Source organism: Pseudomonas sp. PH1b, from assembly GCF_000633395.1.
Classification (GTDB): Bacteria; Pseudomonadota; Gammaproteobacteria; order Pseudomonadales; family Pseudomonadaceae; genus Aquipseudomonas.
On record NZ_AYMU01000009.1, the window covers coordinates 1 to 19,864 of the forward strand.

A 19,864-nucleotide genomic window follows, 5' to 3' on the forward strand; every position below is an offset into this window, starting at 1 on the left:
AGCAAGGCCCGGGCCCTGGGCTTGCCGGTACTGGCGACAATCGCCGCCTACGCCAACGCCGGCGTCGACCCGGCGATCATGGGCATCGGCCCGGTCTCGGCCACCCGCCGCTGCCTGGACAAGGCCGGCTGGACCCTCGACCAGCTGGACCTGATCGAAGCCAACGAAGCCTTCGCCGCCCAGTCGCTGTCGGTGGCCAAGGAGCTTGAGTGGGATGCGAACAAGGTCAACGTCAATGGCGGCGCGATTGCCATCGGCCACCCGATCGGCGCCTCGGGCTGCCGGGTGCTGGTGACCCTGCTGCACGAGATGATCAAGCGCGATGCCAAGAAAGGCCTGGCGACTCTGTGCATCGGCGGCGGCCAGGGCGTGGCCCTGGCCATCGAACGCTAACCTGCAAAACCCGCCCCCTGTAGGAGCTGGCTTGCCAGCGAAGGCGTCCGTGAGATCGCCTTCGCCAGCAAGCTGGCTCCTACAGGCAAGGCATCCGTGAGACCGCTTTCGCCAGCAAGCTGGCTCCTACAGGCAAGGCGTCCGAGAGATCGCCTTCGCCAGCAAGCTGGCTCCTACAGGCAAGGCATCCGAGAGACCGCTTTCGCCAGCAAGCTGGCTCCTACAGGCAAGGCGTCCGTGAGATCGCTTTCGCCAGCAAGCTGGCTCCTACAGGCAAGGCATCCGTGAGATCGCTTTCGCCAGCAAGCTGGCTCCTACAGGCAAGGCGTCCGTGAGATCGCTTTCGCCAGCAAGCTGGCTCCTACAGGCAAGGCGTCCGTGAGATCGCTTTCGCCAGCAAGCTGGCTCCTACAACAGGCGGGACGCTGGTAAACTGCCGCGCCTCACTCCTCAGCTCCAAGGCGCCTCGCATGTCCTCCTTGAATCAGGCGCTGCGCGCCGCCCTCGATCACCGCCAGGACCTGCTCGCCGAGCTGCATCAGCAAGGCACCGACTGCTATCGCCTGTTCCATGGCAGCCAGGAAGGCGCCGCAGGCCTGACCATCGACCGCTATGGCCCGCAATTGCTGGTTCAGAGTTTTCACCAGCCCCTGGAGCGCGACGACCTGCTACAACTGCATGAGACCATCAATCAGCGGCTGAACCTGCCGACCCTGCTGGTCTACAACGATCGCTCCCGGGGCAACTCGCGCATTGACCGTGAAGACCAGGTATACCGTGCTGAAGATCCAGCCCTGGAAGACCTGGTCGGCCACGAATGGGGCCTGAACTATCGGGTTCGCGGCCGTCACGCCGGGCAGGACCCCTTGCTGTTTCTCGACCTACGCAACGCTCGTGGCTGGGTCAAGCAGCACAGTGCCGGGAAAAGTGTGCTCAACCTCTTCGCCTATACCTGCGGCGTCGGCCTCAGCGCCGCGGCCGGAGGCGCCCGGGAGGTCTGCAACCTGGACTTCGCCGAAGGCAACCTCGCGGTAGGACGGGAAAACGGTCGGCTCAATCCGCAGTTGCCCGAGATGCAGTTCGTGCAATCGGACTATTTCCCGGCGATTCGCCAACTGGCCGGCCTGCCCATCAGCCAGCGACGCGGGCAGAAACTGCCCAGCTATCCACGCCTGGAACAACGCCAGTACGATCTGGTGCTGCTCGATCCGCCCGCCTGGGCCAAGAGCGCCTTCGGCACCGTCGACCTGCTGCGCGATTACCAGAGCCTGCTGAAACCGGCGCTGCTGGCGACCGCAGAAGGTGGCGTACTGATCTGTTGTAACAACCTGGCCAAGGTGGGGATGCAGGACTGGCGTGAACAGGTGCTGCGCTGCGCCGAGAAAGCCGGGCGGCCGGTGCGTGAGTGCCAGGTCCTGGCTCCGGCTGCGGACTTCCCTTCCCGGGACGGACAGCCACCGCTGAAAACCCTGATCCTGCAACTTTGATCAAGAGCAGGAAATCTGAACAATCCTGAAGTCTGCAAGGGTTTCGGAACCGTAAACGCGTGCCATACTCCAAGACACTTCCGATTCAGATAGATGAAGCCTCGCATGACCAAAGGATTGATTCGCGCCGTTGGCGCCTTGTTGACCGCTCTCGCCCTTTACAGTCTGCTGGGTTTCCTGATCTTGCCGGGCATTGCCTTGCGAGTGGCCAATCAGCAATTGGCCAACTACGCCACGACCCCGGCCCATATCCAGCGGATTGAACTCAACCCCTTCAGCCTGGAGCTGACCCTCTGGGGCCTGAACATCGGTGAACCGGGCAAGGAGCAGGTGGCCTTCGAGCGCCTCTACGCCAATCTGCAACTGGACAGCCTGTGGACCCGCGCCCTGCACCTGGCAGACGTCGAGCTGGATCAGCCCAAGACCGAAATCCTCTTCGACAAGGAAGGCAAGCTCAACCTGCTGGCCCTGTTCAAGCTGCCCGCCAGCGAACCGACCCCGAGCGACCCCGATGCCAAGCCGTTCCCGGTGCGTATCGAACGCATCAAACTGGCCGGTGGCTACCTGCACTTCCAGGACCTGCGCCCGAGCGAACCCATCGAGTTCATCTACAACAAGCTCGATTTCGAATTGAAGAACCTCAGCACCCTGCCCGACGACAGCGCCGACATGACCCTGGTGGCCACCGGCCCCGAGGGCGGCCAGATCGACTGGAGCGGCAACTTCAGCGTAACGCCGCTGACTTCCGAGGGCACACTGAAGGTCACCGACGGCAAGATGAAAGCCTGGTGGCCCTATGTCCGTGACGCCGTGCCCCTGGTCCTTGAAAACGGTGTGGTGAATCTCAGCACTCACTATAAATTCAGCCTGGCCAAGGAAACCGAACTGCTGCTGGACAACACCTCGCTGAGCATTGCGCCCTTCGCCATCCAGGCCCCGGACGGCCGTCCGCTGGCTCGCCTGGAGCGCCTGGATGTCAGCGAAACCACAGTGGACCTGGCCAAGCAGCAAGTGATCGTCGGCAAGATCCGCAGCCAGAAGTTGGAGACCTGGGCCGCCCGTGAAGCTGACGGTCAACTGGACTGGCAAAAACTCTTCGCCAGTCAGCCCGCCAAGCCGGCACCCACGCCCGAGCCAGCCACCGCCGAACCACCCAAGGAGCCGGCGCCGCCCAGCAAGCCTTGGCAGGTATTGCTCAAGGACGTCGAACTGCGCAATTACCAGGTGCACCTGGCCGACCGCCAGGTCAAGCCGGCGGTCGCCCTGGAGCTGGGTCCGCTGAACCTGGACCTGAAGAATTTCGACAGCCTCAACCAGTCGCCCTTCAGCCTCAAGCTCGATACCGGCCTGGGCAAGCAAGGCAGGATCAGCGCCAATGGCGAGGTCAACCTCAACCCGATCACGGCCAAGCTCAAGGTCCAGACCAAGGACATCGACCTGCGCGTCGCCCAGTCCTACATCAGCCCCTTCATTCGCCTGGAACTGCGCAGCGGCATGCTCGGCAGCGACCTGGCAGTGGACCTGAAGAAAGTCGAACCGCTGACCTTCAGCGTCACCGGGCGGGCCGAGGTGGAGCAACTGCACACCCTCGACACCCTGAAGAACCGGGACTTCGTGAAGTGGCAGAAAGTCGTGGTCGAAGGCCTCAACTATCAGCATGACGACAGCCTTTCGATCACCCGCATCAACCTGACCCAGCCCTATGCGCGCTTCATCATCAACGATGACCGCACCACCAACGTCGACGACCTGCTGATTCCCCAACCGGCCAGTAACGCCCCCAAGAGCACGGCCAAGGCCCCCGCCAGCCAGGGCAAGGCGCTGGGCATCCATATCGGCGGCATTGCCATCAACGACGGCTCGGCCAACTTCGCCGACCTGACCCTGACCCCGAACTTCGCCACGGCCATCCAGCAACTCAACGGCCAGATCGGCACCATCGACAGCCGCCAGTCCAAACCCGCCGACGTGGACGTCAAGGGCAAGGTCGACCGCTATGCACCCGTGACCATCAAGGGCAGCGTCAACCCGTTCGACCCCATGGCCGCCCTGGATATCGCCACCAGTTTCAAGCGTGTGGAACTGACCACCCTGACCCCTTACTCCGGGAAGTTCGCCGGCTACCGTATTCGCAAGGGGCGCCTCAACCTCGACCTGCACTACATGATCACCAAGGGCCAGCTCAAGGCCGAGAACAAACTGGTGGTGGAACAATTGCAGTTGGGTGAGAAAGTCGACAGCCCGGATGCCGTGGACCTGCCGATCCGCCTGGCGGTGGCCCTGCTCAAGGACACCGACGGCAAGATCTCCATCGAGCTGCCGATTTCCGGCGACCTGAACAACCCGCAGTTCAGCGTGATGCCGATTGTCTGGCAGACCTTGCGCAACCTGGTACTGCGCGCGGCCGAAGCGCCCTTCAAGTTCATCGGTGGCCTGATCAGTGGCGGTGGCTCGGAAGACTTGAGCAGTGTTTCCTTTGCGCCGGGCTCCAGTGAATTGAGCAAGGAATCCGAGTCGGCACTGACCACCCTGGCCAAGGCCCTCAAGGAGCGCCCGGCCCTGCGCCTGGAAATCGAAGGCACCAGCGCCCAGAGCAGCGACGGTCCGTTGATTGCCCAGCAGCGTCTCGAGCGTGAATACCAGTACAACTACTACAAGATCCTCCAGCGCCGTGGCGACAAGGTGCCAGCCCAGGCCTCCCTGCTGCAGGTGCCGGACGGCGAAAAAGCTCCGCTTCTGGAAGGCATCTACCGCACCCGCCTGAAGCAGCAGCCGCCCGCCGAATGGGCTCAGCTGAGCCGTGACGAACGCAGCGCCAAACTGCGTGAAGGCCTGATCAAGTTCTGGGGCGCCAGCGATGTGCTGCTGCGCCAACTGGGCCAGGAGCGTGCCAGCAGCATCAAGGACTTCCTGGTGGACAAGGGCCAGTTGGCCGATGACCGGGTCTACTTCATCGATGCCAACCTGGGCCAGGCCGAGAGTGACGGCCGAGTGATCACGCCCCTGCACCTGGACAGCGAATAGGACCGGCGTCGAGCCGGACCAAAGGCTTTCCCGCGCCCAATAGAACAGGCCCCGGCACAATGTACCGGGGCCTGTAATGATCACGTCCCTGTGATCTTCCGCATGAACCCTTGAAAGAAGCGGCAGACGTATTACCTGACTCGTCCGCCGCCCCCTCTCCCTGTCCAGGCGAGAAGCTTGCGCCTTATTCGGCTTTCAGGCCGTCAGCGGAAACCGCCTTGACGCCTTTGATTTTCTTGGTGATAGCCACGGCGGTTGCCTTTTGTGCTTCGGTGACCGCCACGGTGGACGACAGCGACACGACGCCCTTGTTGGTTTCGACCTTGATGTCGGTGCCAGGAATGCCTTTCTCGGTTACCAGATCGCTTTTCACTTTGGTGGTGATCCAGGTATCGGAGGTGGCCTCTTTGGCCTTGGTCACTTCACCGGCAGCCACAACCATCGGCGACTGGGTGCTTTGAGTGGTCTGCGCAAAAGCCACGTTGGCCATGGTCAGGGTCAGAGCGGTAGCAGTTGCAGCAGCGATAGCGAACTTCTTCATACGAGTAACTCCTGTTCTTTTAGAAAGCCTGCGCCGTGTCCTGGCAACAGGGTTATCAGGGATATTGCAGGGGCTATGCCAAGTTTTGATCGATAAAAATATTCATATAAATCAATAAGTTATGAATATTTCAAATTTCCTGAATCATGCAAATTGCATGACCACCCACCAATCTGCATGCAAGTTGCGGGTTTTGCCGTTGCTGTCGAACCGCCCCGTTGCCCTCACCTGCGGGTGCTCCCTCAGGCGCCATCTGCGCCACAGCCCTTGGGCGCGTAGTCCGCCTCCACCGTGGTGCTGCAGGTCCAGCCGGATGTCGCCGAGCGGGTCAGGGTCAGGTTCTTGTTCAGCACCGGGCCCGGTGCATTGAGAATGGTGCAGGCAATGCTGCCTTCGCCGGTGGCGGCGGTCCCCTCGGCGCTCATCCGGCAATTGGACGTCAGCGCCGTGCCGCCGGCCAGGACCAGGGTCGGATCGGTCCCCTGGTTCAGCAGGTCCTCGACATTGACCTTGAGGGCCGAGGCCTCGGCCAGCGCGGCGATCACCTTGGCTCGTGCCTGATACTTGGAATACAGCGGCATGGCCACGGTTGCCAGAATGCCGATGATGGCTACCACCACCAGCAGTTCGATCAGGGTAAATCCGCATTGCTTTTTCATGGGCTGCCTCCTGGCATGAACGAAAGTTGCATGAACAGTCAAGTCAAAGCACGCCCTGTGCCAGGGCGTAGCCCTTGTAATCCGGGCCCTGGAGAGGCGATAGCCGATGGCCTTGAGCGCAAGGAGTTGCACAAACTGACAAATTTCGTCACCCAGTGCCCCTCTCCGGCAGGTGCCCGGCAGCTAGGCTTGAGCAGGTGCCCGGCAGTCAGGCCTGTACCCCGGCAAGGAACGTACGGGGACATTGGCGATCTATCACCCGCTCGATGACCCAGGGGCATCCCGGCCCGCAATCCACTGTTTCTACAAGGATCGAACCATGGCGGTAAAAGCACCCGCAGCCAGTGTCTATCTCTGGCAAGGCACCGACAGCCAGGGCCACACCACTAGCGGTGAGCTGAGCGCCACGAACCCGGCCCTGATCAGGGCGCAATTGCGGCGACAAGGCATCACCCCTGCCTGGGTCCGTCGCAAGCCCAGGGGCTGGCCCCGCCTGGGCCAACGGATCAAGGCTCGGGATATCGCGCTGCTCACCCGGCAGCTGGCAACCCTGATGCAGGCGGGCGTGTCGCTGCTGCAATCCTTCGACATCATCGCCGAGAGCTTCGAACAGCCCCTGATGCGGCAGTTGCTGAGCAGCCTCAAGCGCGACATCGAAGCAGGGTCCAGCCTGGCCACTGCGCTGCGCAGGCATCCGCGCCATTTCGACGAGCTGTATTGCAACCTGGTGGAGGCCGGCGAACAGGCCGGGGCCCTGGACACCCTGTTGGAGCGAGTTGCGAGCTACAAGGAAAAGAGCGAGAACCTCAAGGCTCGCCTGAAGAAAGCCATGGTCTATCCCCTGGCGGTGATCGGTGTGGCCATCGTGGTCAGCAGCATCCTGTTGCTCAAGGTGGTTCCCCAGTTCCAGAGCCTGTTCGCCGGGTTCAATGCCGAGTTGCCATGGCTGACCCAGCGGGTCATTGCCCTCTCGCAGAGCCTCCAGCGCCAGGGTGGCCTGCTACTGCTGGGCAGCCTGCTGGCCGGGTTCGGGGCGCGCCTGGCCTATCGGCGCTCTGCGCGCCTGCGCGACATCCTGGATGCGCGCCTGCTGCAATTGCCCCTGGCCGGCCCGCTGCTGCACAAGTCCGCGGTGGCCCGCTACGCCCGCACCCTGGCCACCACCTTCGCTGCCGGCGTGCCTCTGGTGCAGGCCCTGGAGTCGGTGGCCGGGGCCAGTGGCAACAAGGTCTACAAACAAGCGGTGGAGCGCATTCGCCAACAGGTCGCGAGCGGCATGCAATTGAACTTTGCCATGCGTACCAGCGGCGTCTTCCCTACTATGGCGATCCAGATGACCGCCATCGGAGAGGAATCCGGGACCCTGGATCATCTGCTGGAAAAGGTCGCGGTGCATTATGAGGCCGAGGTGGACAACCTGGTGGACAGCCTGACCAGCCTCATGGAGCCTTTGATCATGGTCATCCTGGGCGGTATCGTCGGCGCCCTGGTGGTTGCCATGTACCTGCCCATCTTTCAACTTGGTACAGCGATCTGAACATGTCCCTGACTGAAGTCCTGACCCTTTACCCCATGGCATTCGTGGCCTCGGCCCTGGTGCTGGGGCTGATCGTCGGCAGTTTTCTCAATGTGCTGGTCTGGCGCCTGCCGAAGATGCTCGAGCGTGATTGGCGCGCCCAGGCCCTCGAAGTACTGGGCCTGGCGCCTGAACCGCCGAGCGCGCCCTACAACCTGATGCAGCCCCACTCCCAGTGCCCCCACTGCGCGCAGCCGATTCGCCCCTGGGAGAACATTCCACTGCTCAGTTACCTGTGGTTGCGTGGCCGTTGCGCGCACTGCAAGGCCGGCATCAGCCCGCGCTATCCGCTGACCGAACTGGCCTGCGGCCTGATCTCGGCATTAGTGGCCTGGCATTTCGGCTTCGGCTGGCCCGCAGGCCTGTTGCTGGTGCTCAGTTGGGGGCTGCTGGCCATGAGCCTGATCGACGCCGATCACCAACTGTTGCCGGACGTGCTGGTCTTGCCGCTGCTCTGGCTGGGGTTGATCGTCAACAGTTTCGGTTTGTTGGCCAGCCTTGGCGACGCCTTGTGGGGAGCAGTGCTCGGCTACCTGTTCCTGTGGTCGGTGTTCTGGCTGTTCAAGCTGCTGACCGGCAAGGACGGCATGGGCCACGGTGACTTCAAGCTGCTGGCGTTGCTCGGCGCCTGGGGCGGCTGGCAGATTCTGCCGCTGACCTTGCTCCTGTCATCCCTGGTGGGCGCCATCCTCGGCACCGTCATGCTGCGCCTGCGCCAGGAAAAGACCTCGACCCCGATCCCCTTTGGGCCCTTTCTGACTATTGCCGGCTGGATTGCCATGCTCTGGGGTGGTCAAATAACCGACTTCTATTTGCAGTTTGTCGGTTTCCAATGACTCGCTCCGTTGTTACACCCTGGACCCTCGGCCTCACTGGCGGCATTGGCAGCGGCAAAAGCGCTGCCGCCCAGCACTTCATCGACCTTGGGGTGCATGTGATCGATGCCGATCACGCTGCCCGCTGGGTGGTGGAACCTGGCCGCCCGGCCCTGGAGCAGATTGCCCGGCACTTCGGTGACGGCGTGCTGCAAGCCGATGGTCAGCTGGACCGTGCGGCCTTGCGCAAGCTGATCTTCGAAGTCCCCGAGCAGCGCCGCTGGCTGGAAGCCCTGCTGCATCCGTTGATTGCCGAAGAAATCGTCAACCACCTGGCCCGCGCCGAGTCGCCCTACGCGATCCTGGTGTCGCCCCTGCTGATCGAATCCGGCCAGTCGCGCATGACCCAGCGGATCCTGGTGATCGATGTGCCGCAACAATTGCAGATCGAGCGTACCCTGCAACGCGACCAGATCAGCGAACAGCAGGTCCAGGCCATTCTCCAGGCCCAGGCCAGCCGAGAAGAGCGCCTGCGCCATGCCGACGATGTGCTGGTCAACGACCGCGACCACGCCTGGTTGCGCAGCGAGGTCGAACGCCTGCATCACTTTTACCTAACTTTGCGTGGAGGCCAGTCATGAGCCAACCCTTGACCGTCGAATGCCCAACCTGTGGCGCCCCTGTGGAATGGAATGCAGCCAACCTCAACCGGCCGTTCTGCTCCGACCGCTGCAAGCTGATCGACCTGGGGGCCTGGGCCGCCGAGGAACACAAGATTCCGGTAAGCCCGGATGCCGAGGATGACCTGTTCTCGGAAGAACTGCCGCCCCGCGCCCACTAAGGGCGTCACCCGGCGCCGGTCAGGGCCGCATGAAGCTGTAGTCCTGATCGTCGTCGAGGTTCTCCGCAAGAAACTGCAACTCGTCCGCCAAGTCCTCGATGCTGCGTACGCTCTTGCTCTGCTGCACCACCGCGCTGAGCAGGGCACGCAGGCTCAACCCCGGTTCAAACCCTTCCTGCTGGGCGTTATGCAGGCTGTCGCGCACTTCCTGTCGAGCCCACTGGTAGACACTCATGACCGCACTCCCAAGATTTTTGCCGAGCATGCAGCGCGCTCGAAAGCTCGGGATTGATATGGATCAAGGACGCCGATCCTCGTCTTTCCAGGGTGCCGAGAGGTAGCGGGTGCGATTGAAGGTTTCCAGCCATTCCGGGCAGAACACCACCAGCGCGCTGATCACCATGCCGTTGATGAACGCCTCGGGGAAAATGATCATCCACAGGTAGCCGACAAAATCCTCCAGCCATTCGGGCATGGCAAAGCGCTCGTCGATCCACAGCAACCCCAGGCCGCAAAGCAGGCACAGCAGTGCCGACAGTGCCGCGGCAAAGAACCCGGAACAGAAGATGTACACGAAGGGGTTGCGCGGCTGTGCCCGCTCCACCAGCCAGGCACAGCCCTCGGTCACCGCCACCGGCAACAGGATCAGCAACACGCCATTGACCCCCAACGCCGCCAGATCCTGGCGTCCCAGGGCCAGCAGCCCCAGTTGTGCCGTCAGCCCGCCAACGATTGCCAGCGGCCAGTCCAGCAGCAGGGTCACTGCGGTCATGCCAATGAAGTGATAGGACACCCCGGTATCGAAGTCCCGCCGCACCAGCCATAGCAGAAACAGGGCGAACACGGTCCCGAACAGCAAGTGTTGCCGGCGACTGTCGGTGAACAGTTCGACCCAGGGCGCCCGCAGCACCGCCCAGATCAGCACCGGCACATAGAGCAACCAGCCGATGCTCAGGCTTTGCGGCGACAGCAACGCCGAGCTGATCATGGCTGAAGCCGCTCCAGCGCCTCGGCCAGTTGCCCGGCGGTGGAATACTCCTGCCGAGAGACCAGGCGGCCGTCCTGCAGTTGCAACCACAGGACCTTGTCATCGGCTGCGGGGTAACGCGGGGCCACACGGCCGTCGCGATCGAGCATCACCCGGTAGGGATAGTCGCGCATGGCCGGTACCGCGAAGAGCTTGGCAATCAGTGTCGGCATGCGTTGGATATCCGCGACAAAGACTCCGTGGCGCGCCTGCAGATAGCCTTCGGGCTGGTCCTTGAGTGCGGCATTCACCACCTTGGCCGCGTCCATGCTGCGTGCCACCAACAGCACCTGGGTCTGGGAGTCGAGGCTGTAGGCCTGGTCGAACTGATCCAGCAAGGTCCAGGGCGCCAGACGCTCGCCAACCTCGAGGGCCTGGACCCACAACGGCAACAGGCCCAGCAACAGAATTGACCAGCGCTTCACGGCACACTCCTTATTGATCGATTGGACGGCGAACAGTCTACACCGCCCGTTGGCAGGCTCCAGCAAGGGGGACCAGGAGTCCCTGGAAGGTTTTTCCTGGCCCGTGGTATTTAAGGTCATATTTGAGCGCTAAGATGGATCGTATGGATGACTCAGATTTTTTGCGCCTGCTTACCATCCAGGCCGAACAAGCCAACGCGTTTCTGTCCAATGCCCGCAAATGGGAGCGTGAGCGTTGGGTCTGCCAGCGCCTGCTGCAGGGGCTGAACATCCCCTACCGCAATGACGAGTTCACCGCCGCCGGCCAGGAGCCGCCGGATGTGTTGTTTCGCGACGCCAGCTTCGAAGTGTTTTTTGTTCTCGATGAAGGCCGACGCCTCAACGATGAATGGCGCGACGAACTGCAACGCAGGCGCAGTGCGTTCTCCCTGAGCCAGTTGGTGCGGCGCGAGGCCAAGCCCAAGCGCATCCCGGCCAACGAACTGCTCCTGCGCCTGGCGCCGACCCTGCGCAAGAAGGCCCATAACTACAAGGAGCGGGGCATGAACCTAGGCGAGCTGGACATCATCGCCTTTGCCGCCCTCAAACGCGAAGTGCTGGACCTCAACAGCCACTTCCCGCCCCCTACCGAATACCTGCGCCAGGGCTGGCGCTCGCTGTCCCTGGTGGGACCGACCTTCGCCCGCGTGCTGTTCGCCCATCCGGATGCACCGGAGTTCCTGCGCAGCAACCTGGGGCGCAGCATCCTCTTCGACGTGGGCATCAGCCTGTAGACACGCACCATTCCCCTTTCGTGGGCATGGCGCAATCGGTCCGGCAATGGTAAAAAAGCGCTTGCCTGCCAAGGTCCGGAGCTCATCAGCGAGCGCCACGCGGCAGCGGCTATGCTGCGTTGCAAGTGCAGACAATACTGCGCTGTAACATTCCTTCGAGTTGCAACGTCTACCTGACGAGGCCTTTTATGAGCAGCCGCCTGAACCCCGACGACCAACGCCATGTCGAAGAATACCTGCAACTGCCCCAGCACCGAGTCGAGCGCCGGCCCTTCCGGCCGTGGATGCTCCTTGTGGTGGTGGTCGTGGTGACGGTCGCCCTGGGCCTGTTGAGCCGTTTTATCAGTTACCTGACGCTATGAGCTGCTTCGCGCTCGCTCGGTTGACTGCCCCGATTTCTTTTAGCCTTGCGAGATATCCCCATGACTCATCGTATTGTCATCGTTGGCGGCGGCGCCGGCGGCCTGGAGTTGGCGACCCGCCTGGGTAAGACCCTGGGCAAGCGCGGCACCGCCAGTGTGATGCTGGTGGACGCCAACCTGACCCACATCTGGAAACCGCTGCTGCATGAAGTGGCTGCCGGCTCACTGAACTCCTCCGAAGACGAACTCAACTACGTCGCCCAGGCAAAATGGAACCACTTCGAGTTCCAACTGGGCCGCATGAGCGGGCTCGATCGTCAACAGAAGAAGATCCAGCTGGCTGCCACCTACGACGAAGAAGGGGTGGAACTGTTGCCGGCTCGCGAGCTGGGCTACGACACCCTGGTGATCGCCGTGGGCAGCACCACCAACGACTTCGGCACCCAGGGCGCGGCCCAGCACTGCCTGTTCCTCGACACCCGCAAGCAGGCCGAGCGTTTCCATCAGCAACTGCTCAACCACTACCTGCGCGCTCACGCCGGGCAGAGCGATGCGGTGGAGCAGATCAGCGTGGCCATCGTCGGCGCCGGTGCCACCGGTGTGGAACTGGCAGCGGAGCTGCACAACGCAGCCCACGAACTGGCCGCCTACGGCCTGGACCGGATCCTCCCGGAGAACATGCACATCACCCTCATCGAAGCCGGCCCCCGGGTGTTGCCAGCACTGCCCGAGCGCATCAGCGGGCCAGTGCACAAGACCCTGGAAAAGCTTGGGGTCAAGGTCCTGACCAACGCCTCGGTCAGCGAAGTGACCGCCGACAGCCTGATTACCGCCGATGGCCAGACCATCCCCGCCAGCCTCAAGGTGTGGGCCGCGGGTATCCGTGCGCCGGGCTTTCTCAAGGACATCGACGGCCTGGAAACCAACCGCATCAACCAGCTCCAGGTATTGCCGACCCTGCAGACTACCCGCGATGAAAGCATCTTCGCCTTCGGCGACTGCGCCGCGTGCCCGCAACCGGGCAGCGATCGCAACGTGCCGCCACGGGCCCAGGCCGCGCATCAGCAAGCCTCGCTGCTGGCCAAGTCACTGAAGCTGCGTATCGAAGGCAAGGACCTGCCGACCTACAAGTACACCGACTACGGGTCCTTGATCTCGCTGTCGCGCTTCTCGGCGGTGGGCAACCTGATGGGCAACCTCACCGGCAGCGTGATGCTCGAAGGCTGGCTGGCGCGGATGTTCTACATCTCCCTGTACCGCATGCACCAGATGGCGCTGTATGGGGTGTTCCGCACGGCCATGCTGATGCTCGGCAGCCGGATCGGGCGAGGCACCGACCCACGCCTGAAGCTGCACTAAGCACCTGAAACCAGTACGCCCCGGCAACCAGGATCACGCGGGGCGTATTGGCCGTCGAGCGAAATCGCCGAGAGATGCACCTACAGGCAATCGTCCAGGAAGCCCACCACGGTGCCCATGCAGGCAACCCGCTCCTCGACATGAGGCATGTGGCTTGAATGTTCGAACAGCGCCCAGCGGATATCCGGTATTTTTTCCAGATAGGGCCTGAGCACTGTTGGGGTCGCCTCATCGTAGCGTCCGGAGATCAGCAGAGTCGGCACCTTGATGCGTTGCAGGCGCTCGACAATGCTCCAGTCCTCCAGGTTGGCCAACAGCGGGAAACTCTCGGCCCGATGGGCCTCATTGCCCCTCTCACCGGCGCCCTGTCCTCTGGCGAACATGCGCGTCACCTCCTCAGGCCATGGCCGAAGCCTGCAGACGTGCCGCTCGAAATAGACCTGCATCGCCTGCACATACTCCACACTGCGCAGTGACCCTGCCTGTTCATGGCGAACCAGCGTCTGCTGAACCTCTTCCGGCAAGGCCTCACGCAATCCCTGGGTCTGCTCGGTCCAGGTGCGCCAATCGGCAGGTGCATTGGCAATGATCAGGGCACGCAGGCCAGCGGGAGCCAATACTGCATGCTCACTGGCCAACGCGCCTCCCCAGGAATGCCCGAGCAGTGCGTAATCGTCACTGATGCGCAAGTGATCCAGGAGATTGTCCAACTCCTCGAGAAACAGCCCGACCGTCCAGAAATCCGCGGACCTATCCAGCGGATGAGTGGAATAACCGCTACCCAGGTGATCGAACTGAATGATTGCCCGCCCACTGGCGGCCACATCCTTGAAGGCATCCACCGTGTCATACGTGCAGCCCGGACCACCGTGGAGAATCACCAGAGGCGTGAGGCCGTTTTGCAGGTCTCCCGTGACCCGGTACCAGGTCCTGTAGGCGCCGAAGGAGGCATAGCCGTCCTTTGGTGGTTTGCTTGGATTCATTGCACATCGCTCCCTGATTGCGATCACCCTGTGTCGTTCGATCTTTTGTCCTGTGCCCAGCATCCCCCTTGGGGAGCGCCGGCGGTGCTTGCCTCAGTTGTCCAGCAAGCGATAGTGGACCGCCCGAACCACGGCCTGGACCCGGTTCTTCGCGCCCAGCTTGTGCATCGCGGATGTCAGATGCAGATTGATCGTGGCCACCGAACGCTGCAGACGTTCGGCAATGTGTGCTGAGGTCATGCCCTCGGCAGCCCATTTCAGGCATTCGCGCTCACGCCGGGTCAGATGAACCGGATAGCCGCGAAGGCTTTTACTGAGCTGTGGATAGAGGTGTTCCTGCAGCGCATGCGAAAGAAGTGTGAAGTGGCTCAGAGCCTGTTGCAGGTCACCCAGGGCGACCCGGGTACTGCCTGAACGCAAGCCGGTCAGGCTGGCAAAACCACCCCGAGGCAGGTGGATCGGCACCGTCATCCCGTGAGCCATCTGGTGATGCTGCAGGTAACTCGATACAGGATCGTGTTGCTGCCCCATGACCTGACGCAAGACCGTGGGCGCTTTGGGTTTATAGGACCAGATAAAGGGTGAAGTGCTGTCCAGCGCGACCTGCTGAACCGGGTCGATATGGTAATAGCCCTCATCGCACCAGAGCTCCAGCCAGTCCCTGGGGGTATTGCAGACCATGGCGCTGGGAATGATCAGCTCGCCCTCATGATCGAAGGGCACCGGGCTGTAGTCGTAGACCAAGGCATCGAACCCCAGCTCCGAGGCCAGTGCCATGGTCCCCGTCATCCGTTCGTGCACGGTGTTTCCGAGAATCAGCTGGGCGTTTACGTCCGCGAGCCTGCTCTGCATCCTTTGCGTTTCCTTACTGTCCGATCCTTAACAGTTGGCGCCTAGAATGCCACGCTCACCGGCAACGGGCCAGGCAAAACCTATAAGAACTACTAGGTTTGGCGACACCCCCATCTCGACGCTGGCCGCGGGACACCTCTTGGCACAGCATCGCCCCTTCCCCGCTTGCCCCGTCCCTGTCCCTGTCCAATGGCTCGGCACAAACAGCGCTGCTGGCCATCCCAAGGTCGGTAGCACATATGCCTGCCTGTCCCTGATCTGCTCGAATGCAGTGTCATGCCCCGCCCATGTGCGGCGCCGTGCATCGCTCATTGCAGACAAGGACACATGCCATGCAGATGCCCCAGACCCTACAGATCCGCAACGGTGAAAAAGCCCCTCCCTCCTTCTCCCCCGAGGAATACGCACGACGCCTGAAGGCTCTGCGCGACTACATGGCCGCACAGGAGATCGATGCTGCGTTGTTCACCTCGTACCACAACATCAACTACTACGCCGGCTTCCTGTATTGCTCCTTCGGTCGTCAGTACGCCTTGGTGGTGACCCAGGACCGAACGGTACTGATCAGCGCCAATATCGATGGCGGCCAACCCGGGCGGCGGGCAGTCTGCGATGCCCAGGTGGTCTACACCGATTGGCAACGGGGCAACTTCCTGGTTGCGGTCAAGCAGGCCCTGCCCCAGGTCACACGACTGGGGCTGGAGTTCGATCACCTGACCCTGCCCAGCCACCAGGCCTTCGCCGAACTCTTTCCCCAGGCCCATCTACTGGACATCGCCGCCCCTTGCATGACCATGCGCATGCTCAAGTCCACTGAAGAGCAGGTGCTGATCCGCCACGGTGCGCGCATCGCCGACATCGGTGGCAGCGCCGCCATCGACGCCCTGCAGGACCAGGTACCGGAATACGAAGTCGCCCTGCATGCCACCCAGGCCATGGTGCGAGAAATTGCCCGGACTTTTCCCGCAGCCGAACTGATGGACACCTGGACCTGGTTTCAATCGGCAATCAATACCGATGGCGCCCACAACCCAGTGACCTCGAGGCGGGTCAGCCCGGGCGAGATCCTCAGCCTCAACTGTTTTCCGATGATCGCCGGCTACTACACCGCCCTGGAGCGCACGCTGTTTCTCGGCCATTGTCCGGACGACTACCTGCGGTTCTGGGAAATCAACGTCAAGGTGCATGAGGCCGGGCTGCGGTTGGTGCGCCCTGGGATGCGCTGCTGCGACATCGCCCGGCAGTTGAACCAGATCTATCTCGAGCATGACCTGCTGCAATACCGCACCTTCGGCTACGGCCACTCGTTCGGCATCCTCAACCACTACTACGGTCGGGAAACCGGCCTGGAGTTTCGCGAGGACGTGGAGACGGTACTGGAGCCCGGCATGGTGGTGTCCATCGAGCCCATGATCAGGTTGCCCGAAGGCCAGCCCGGGGCCGGCGGCTATCGAGAGCACGATATTCTCATCGTGCATCCCGCAGGCGCGGAAAACATCACTCGGCTGCCCTATGGCCCGCAGCACAATATTATCCGCCGCTGATCGGCGCCCCTGGCCCCGGGTCGCGACCAACGCTGTTGCAAGGCCGGCAGGCCACTTACTGCCGGCCTCTCTGACAACGGCCATCGACACCACCGCACAACGATCCTGCGCCTGGCGAGTGGCCCTGCCCCTTGCACCTCCTGGGGTATTCAGCCACCGAGTGCAACACAGAGAAACGGGCTCAGCCGGACCGCTTCACTCATACGTCAGCTTGAACGTCATCGCAGCCATGAAACTGCCCACGCCTATCGTGCGCTCCTTCAAGGCTTCGGGTTCCCCCTGAAGGTAGGCCAGGAAGGAGATCTCGTTGCTGCCGTCCTTCATCAGTACACCGGCAGGGTGAGTCTGGTACAGCGGCAACGGCGTTCCGTCCGCTCGCTCCAGGCCAATGGCCACGCCTGTGGCCAGCTCGGCAGTGCCGTCCATGGAGACTGTACTGCTGAGTTTCAGCAATCCTGGCAGCCCCGAACTTTCTGTGCCGTCGAAATAGAGACTGACCTGGTTCTTGCCCAGTGTCGTGTCGCAGCCCTCCAGATGCAGCACCACCGGCTGCCCCTGGGTGCGGGTCCGCCGATACAGGTCGCGAGTGGCCACACTGGGAAACTCCAGCCTGACCAAGGCATCGGCAGCCCTGAGGGTGCAGGGCTCGGCCACCAGCCTGCCAGCAAAGAACATGTTTTTCGGTTCTGCTTTCGCAGGCACCGCCAAGACCAGGACAACGGCCCCCACGACCAGCCAAGCCATGGCACGCAGGTATGGATTCAGGCTGTACATGGCCGCTCCTAATAGACTTCGGCGATCAGCAGCGCGCTGGCGCTGAAGGCGTCATCGATCAGCTCGGCGCCGCTCTTTTTCACTGGCACAGCCGCCAGTTCCAGAGGTTGACCAATGCTGTCGATATCGATTTTCTGCGCCACGTTCAAGGGGAAGATCCTGTCCCCCAGCATTATCTTGATGCCCAGCCCGGGTATCGAAGTCTCGATCGCGTTTTCATCGAATTCGACTTTAGCGACGATGGTCAACTGCATCTTCCAGACCACTCCAGACGCACGCTCCTCGCACTGGATCTGAAAGGGCACCGGTTCCCGGTAGTTGCTGCCATCGATCTTGCTGATGGCGATATTGCCCTTGAACTGGACATCGATACGTTTGTCGTCGCTGATGGTGCAGGGCGGAGCCTCGACCAGATTGCCCTTGAACAACAGGTTCTCCTGCGCCGCCGCCTGCTGCGGCAAGATCGCCAGCAACAGCCACAGCGTCCATCCGCCCAACTGCTGCCCGGTCAGCCGATAGCCATTCATTGATACTCCATCACCAAGGTTGCCCCCAGGCTGAAAGGCTTCGCCAGGACCTGGCTGCCAGCGCGCTTCACCAGCACGGCGGTCAGCTCCGGCGGTGCATTGGCCGGGAAGTCGAACCAGGTGTTGATGGGGAAATTGTTGCTGCCGCGCCTGACGGCCACTCCCAGGTTTTCATTGCCGGGAACGCCCAGGACCGTACTGTCGAAAGCCGCCCCGCCACCGACTTTCCGTACCTGCATGCGCAGGCCATAACCCGCGGCTTTTTTGCAGTCCGGCTTGTAGTCGATCGCTATCGGGTTGTTCTTGCCATCGACATCACGGGTCTTCATGGTGCCGAAATCCACACCGACCGGGCTGCCATTGTTTATGGTGCAGGGAATCGCCGCGCGGATGGCGCCCTTGACCGTCAGCGTAACGTCGGCCATGGCCGCAGTGCTCCCCAGCAGCGCCAAGAGAGCTGCTGCCAGCCATCGGCGATCAGTGATCATGCGCGCTCCTCAGTCATAGCTCAGATGGAAATTCAGGCTGGCGTGAAAATGCCCGGGGACCAGAGGCTCGGCCGTGCGCTCGGGAATCACGTAGTAGGTCAGCAGGTCGCTGCCAGGTGAGACAAACCAGCTATGCCGCGGACCTGCGAGGCGGATGTGCCGCTTGCGCTGATCGGTAACTCGCAGGCCAAAGCCCCCCGCCCCCGATACCTTGACCAGCTGCGGATTGGCCGAGTCGGCCACGGCCGTCAGCCTCAATCCCATCACCGGCTCGATGGTGCTCCAGACCAGGCTGCCGCCTGGCCCCTCGCGGCTGCCGCCCTGGGTTCTGAGGCAGCCACTCAGCCTCAGGTGCACTGCCACCGGCGTGCCCTGGTCACCGAGCCTTTGCAGGCTGGCGGTACCCAGTTCTCCCAGCCAGACCTCCTGATACGCCGAGCTCATGTCCAGGTGACACGCGCTTTCCATCAACGCACCACTGACCTGCAGCAACGCCTGGCGATCATCGACCGAACCCTCATCGGCACGGCCCGACGCTGTCGTTCCGGCCAGCAGCAGGAACAACAAGGCTGTAGTTGTGCCCGGCCCCATCCTTGCTGAATCCATCAGGGAGCCTGCCTCTTGTCGGTTAGTCGGGGTCATGGTGGCTAGTCTGAATTCTTCACCGGATGAGCCGTGCAATGCCCTGCACGACACTCAAATTCCAGCAGCGGCCGGCCGCCGTAGTCGTTGACGTAGGTCAGCACCGGCTTGGCCCCCAGGCTCTTGGCGCTCACCCCCAGCATCATCTGGCCCTTGGGTTCGATCATCAGCGGCTGAAAGCCTTCGGCGGTCTTGCCGTTACGGCGGCTGCTGGCGTCGATCAGGGTGACGAAATAGGGCGTCGGGTTGCTCACTTGATAGCGGTCGCCCTGCAGTGTCAGGGTGATCTGCTCCTGCCAGGGCGCCGTGCCGGAACCGATGCCACGGGCAATGGGCGCCGGGCGATAGAACAGCTTGATCCGGGTTTGCAGGGCAATTTGCAGCGTGTTGGATTTATCGCTGCGCGGCGGGACCTCCCGCAGGTTGAAATAGAACAGCGACTCGCGGTCCTGGGGCAACTGGTTCAATTGCGGCAGCCCCTGGATCTTGACCTGGCTGTTGGCGCCCGCCTCCAAGCGCTGAATGGGCGGCAACACCACCAGCGGGCTGGTGATCTTTTCTTCCTGTGCATTCTCGATCCAGGCTTGCGCCAGGTACGGCAATTGATTGTTCTGATTGCTGATGCTGAGACTGACGGATTTCTCCTCCCCGGAAAAAACCACCCGGGTCCGGTCCAGGGACACGGCGGCCTGAACCGAGGGCATAGCCCACAGCATCAGCCAGGCCAGCAGTAACGGCTTGTTCGAATAAATCCTGTTCATGGTAGGCATCT

General features: G+C 62.3%; 22 protein-coding genes and 1 pseudogene. 11 read left to right on the forward strand and 12 right to left on the reverse strand.

Translation table 11 applies throughout. From position 1 onward, the window contains the following. The 3 genes and pseudogenes from U873_RS0115525 to U873_RS0115535 form a co-directional block, all read left to right on the forward strand. Positions 1–393, forward strand: a pseudogene (locus tag U873_RS0115525) (acetyl-CoA C-acetyltransferase); the annotation flags it as partial. 470 nt (positions 394–863) lie between these two features. After that, on the forward strand, positions 864–1,880 hold the full coding sequence (locus U873_RS0115530) for a class I SAM-dependent rRNA methyltransferase (protein ID WP_025129137.1): 1,017 nt from the start codon (positions 864–866) through the stop codon (positions 1,878–1,880). A 105-nt stretch (positions 1,881–1,985) separates the two neighbouring features. Next, positions 1,986–4,904 carry a DUF748 domain-containing protein gene (locus U873_RS0115535; RefSeq protein ID WP_025129138.1) on the forward strand — a complete coding sequence of 973 codons (2,919 nt, stop codon included), beginning with the start codon at positions 1,986–1,988 and terminating at the stop codon, positions 4,902–4,904. A 184-nt stretch (positions 4,905–5,088) separates the two neighbouring features. Here U873_RS0115535 and U873_RS0115540 read toward each other — a convergent pair whose 3' ends face one another. Together U873_RS0115540 and U873_RS0115545 are read right to left on the reverse strand one after the other, a co-directional pair. Beyond that, positions 5,089–5,445, reverse strand: coding sequence for a BON domain-containing protein (locus U873_RS0115540; protein WP_025129139.1), 357 nt, complete (start codon positions 5,443–5,445; stop codon positions 5,089–5,091). Positions 5,446–5,687: 242 nt separating this feature from the next. After that, a complete protein-coding gene (locus U873_RS0115545) occupies positions 5,688–6,104 on the reverse strand; it encodes a pilin (RefSeq protein WP_025129140.1) in 417 nt (138 codons plus the stop codon). Positions 6,105–6,423: 319 nt separating this feature from the next. Between U873_RS0115545 and U873_RS0115550 the strand changes: the two genes are divergently transcribed. The 4 genes from U873_RS0115550 to yacG are packed head-to-tail and all read left to right on the forward strand — an operon-like array spanning position 6,424 to position 9,336. Beyond that, complete coding sequence (locus tag U873_RS0115550; RefSeq protein WP_025129141.1) at positions 6,424–7,641, forward strand: type II secretion system F family protein; 1,218 nt, start codon at positions 6,424–6,426, stop codon at positions 7,639–7,641. A gap of 2 nt (positions 7,642–7,643) precedes the next feature. Continuing rightward, entirely contained in the window at positions 7,644–8,516 is an 873-nt protein-coding gene (locus tag U873_RS0115555) for an A24 family peptidase (protein ID WP_025129142.1), read from the forward strand. Beyond that, positions 8,513–9,136 carry a dephospho-CoA kinase gene (gene coaE / locus U873_RS0115560; protein WP_025129143.1) on the forward strand — a complete coding sequence of 208 codons (624 nt, stop codon included), beginning with the start codon at positions 8,513–8,515 and terminating at the stop codon, positions 9,134–9,136. The genes U873_RS0115555 and coaE overlap by 4 nt, the downstream gene beginning before the upstream one ends. Continuing rightward, positions 9,133–9,336 carry a DNA gyrase inhibitor YacG gene (gene yacG / locus U873_RS0115565; protein WP_025129144.1) on the forward strand — a complete coding sequence of 68 codons (204 nt, stop codon included), beginning with the start codon at positions 9,133–9,135 and terminating at the stop codon, positions 9,334–9,336. Before coaE ends, yacG begins: the two co-directional genes overlap by 4 nt. Before the next feature lie 19 nt (positions 9,337–9,355). Here yacG and U873_RS0115570 read toward each other — a convergent pair whose 3' ends face one another. From U873_RS0115570 to U873_RS0115580, 3 genes are all read right to left on the reverse strand, one after another. After that, positions 9,356–9,571 (reverse strand): hypothetical protein, encoded by a 216-nt coding sequence (locus U873_RS0115570; protein WP_011063525.1) that lies wholly within the window; start codon positions 9,569–9,571, stop codon positions 9,356–9,358. Between the two features lie 63 nt (positions 9,572–9,634). Continuing rightward, positions 9,635–10,324 carry an energy-coupling factor ABC transporter permease gene (locus U873_RS0115575; RefSeq protein WP_025129145.1) on the reverse strand — a complete coding sequence of 230 codons (690 nt, stop codon included), beginning with the start codon at positions 10,322–10,324 and terminating at the stop codon, positions 9,635–9,637. Then, positions 10,321–10,788, reverse strand: a complete 468-nt coding sequence (locus tag U873_RS0115580; protein ID WP_025129146.1) for a hypothetical protein — start codon at positions 10,786–10,788, stop codon at positions 10,321–10,323. The genes U873_RS0115575 and U873_RS0115580 overlap by 4 nt, the downstream gene beginning before the upstream one ends. A gap of 143 nt (positions 10,789–10,931) precedes the next feature. Between U873_RS0115580 and U873_RS0115585 the strand changes: the two genes are divergently transcribed. From U873_RS0115585 to U873_RS0115595, 3 genes are all read left to right on the forward strand, one after another. Further along, entirely contained in the window at positions 10,932–11,561 is a 630-nt protein-coding gene (locus tag U873_RS0115585) for a DUF1780 domain-containing protein (RefSeq protein WP_025129147.1), read from the forward strand. A gap of 188 nt (positions 11,562–11,749) precedes the next feature. Beyond that, entirely contained in the window at positions 11,750–11,923 is a 174-nt protein-coding gene (locus tag U873_RS34390) for a DUF3094 family protein (protein WP_043274580.1), read from the forward strand. A gap of 60 nt (positions 11,924–11,983) precedes the next feature. After that, positions 11,984–13,282 (forward strand): NAD(P)/FAD-dependent oxidoreductase, encoded by a 1,299-nt coding sequence (locus U873_RS0115595; protein ID WP_025129148.1) that lies wholly within the window; start codon positions 11,984–11,986, stop codon positions 13,280–13,282. Positions 13,283–13,362: 80 nt separating this feature from the next. Here the strand turns inward: U873_RS0115595 and U873_RS0115600 are convergent, their stop codons facing one another. Together U873_RS0115600 and U873_RS0115605 are read right to left on the reverse strand one after the other, a co-directional pair. Continuing rightward, positions 13,363–14,265 (reverse strand): proline iminopeptidase-family hydrolase, encoded by a 903-nt coding sequence (locus U873_RS0115600; protein ID WP_025129149.1) that lies wholly within the window; start codon positions 14,263–14,265, stop codon positions 13,363–13,365. A 93-nt stretch (positions 14,266–14,358) separates the two neighbouring features. Then, entirely contained in the window at positions 14,359–15,117 is a 759-nt protein-coding gene (locus U873_RS0115605; protein WP_025129150.1) for a LuxR family transcriptional regulator, read from the reverse strand. A 332-nt stretch (positions 15,118–15,449) separates the two neighbouring features. On the opposite strand from U873_RS0115605, the gene U873_RS0115610 reads away from it, so the two are divergent. Beyond that, positions 15,450–16,661, forward strand: coding sequence for a M24 family metallopeptidase (locus tag U873_RS0115610; RefSeq protein ID WP_025129151.1), 1,212 nt, complete (start codon positions 15,450–15,452; stop codon positions 16,659–16,661). Between the two features lie 195 nt (positions 16,662–16,856). On the opposite strand, the gene U873_RS0115615 is transcribed toward U873_RS0115610, so the two are convergent. From U873_RS0115615 to U873_RS0115635, 5 genes are read right to left on the reverse strand one after another with little or no spacing between them, the layout of a single operon-like run. Continuing rightward, on the reverse strand, positions 16,857–17,435 hold the full coding sequence (locus U873_RS0115615; RefSeq protein WP_025129152.1) for a fimbrial protein: 579 nt from the start codon (positions 17,433–17,435) through the stop codon (positions 16,857–16,859). An 8-nt stretch (positions 17,436–17,443) separates the two neighbouring features. Next, positions 17,444–17,962, reverse strand: coding sequence for a fimbrial protein (locus tag U873_RS0115620; protein ID WP_051586084.1), 519 nt, complete (start codon positions 17,960–17,962; stop codon positions 17,444–17,446). Next, the gene (locus tag U873_RS0115625; RefSeq protein ID WP_025129154.1) at positions 17,959–18,450 is read right to left on the reverse strand and encodes a fimbrial protein; all 492 of its coding nucleotides are present in this window, start codon (positions 18,448–18,450) and stop codon (positions 17,959–17,961) included. Before U873_RS0115625 ends, U873_RS0115620 begins: the two co-directional genes overlap by 4 nt. 9 nt (positions 18,451–18,459) lie before the next feature. Further along, a complete protein-coding gene (locus U873_RS0115630; RefSeq protein ID WP_063832178.1) occupies positions 18,460–19,056 on the reverse strand; it encodes a fimbrial protein in 597 nt (198 codons plus the stop codon). Between the two features lie 41 nt (positions 19,057–19,097). Continuing rightward, positions 19,098–19,853 (reverse strand): fimbria/pilus periplasmic chaperone, encoded by a 756-nt coding sequence (locus tag U873_RS0115635; protein ID WP_025129156.1) that lies wholly within the window; start codon positions 19,851–19,853, stop codon positions 19,098–19,100. Positions 19,854–19,864: the final 11 nt, after the last annotated feature.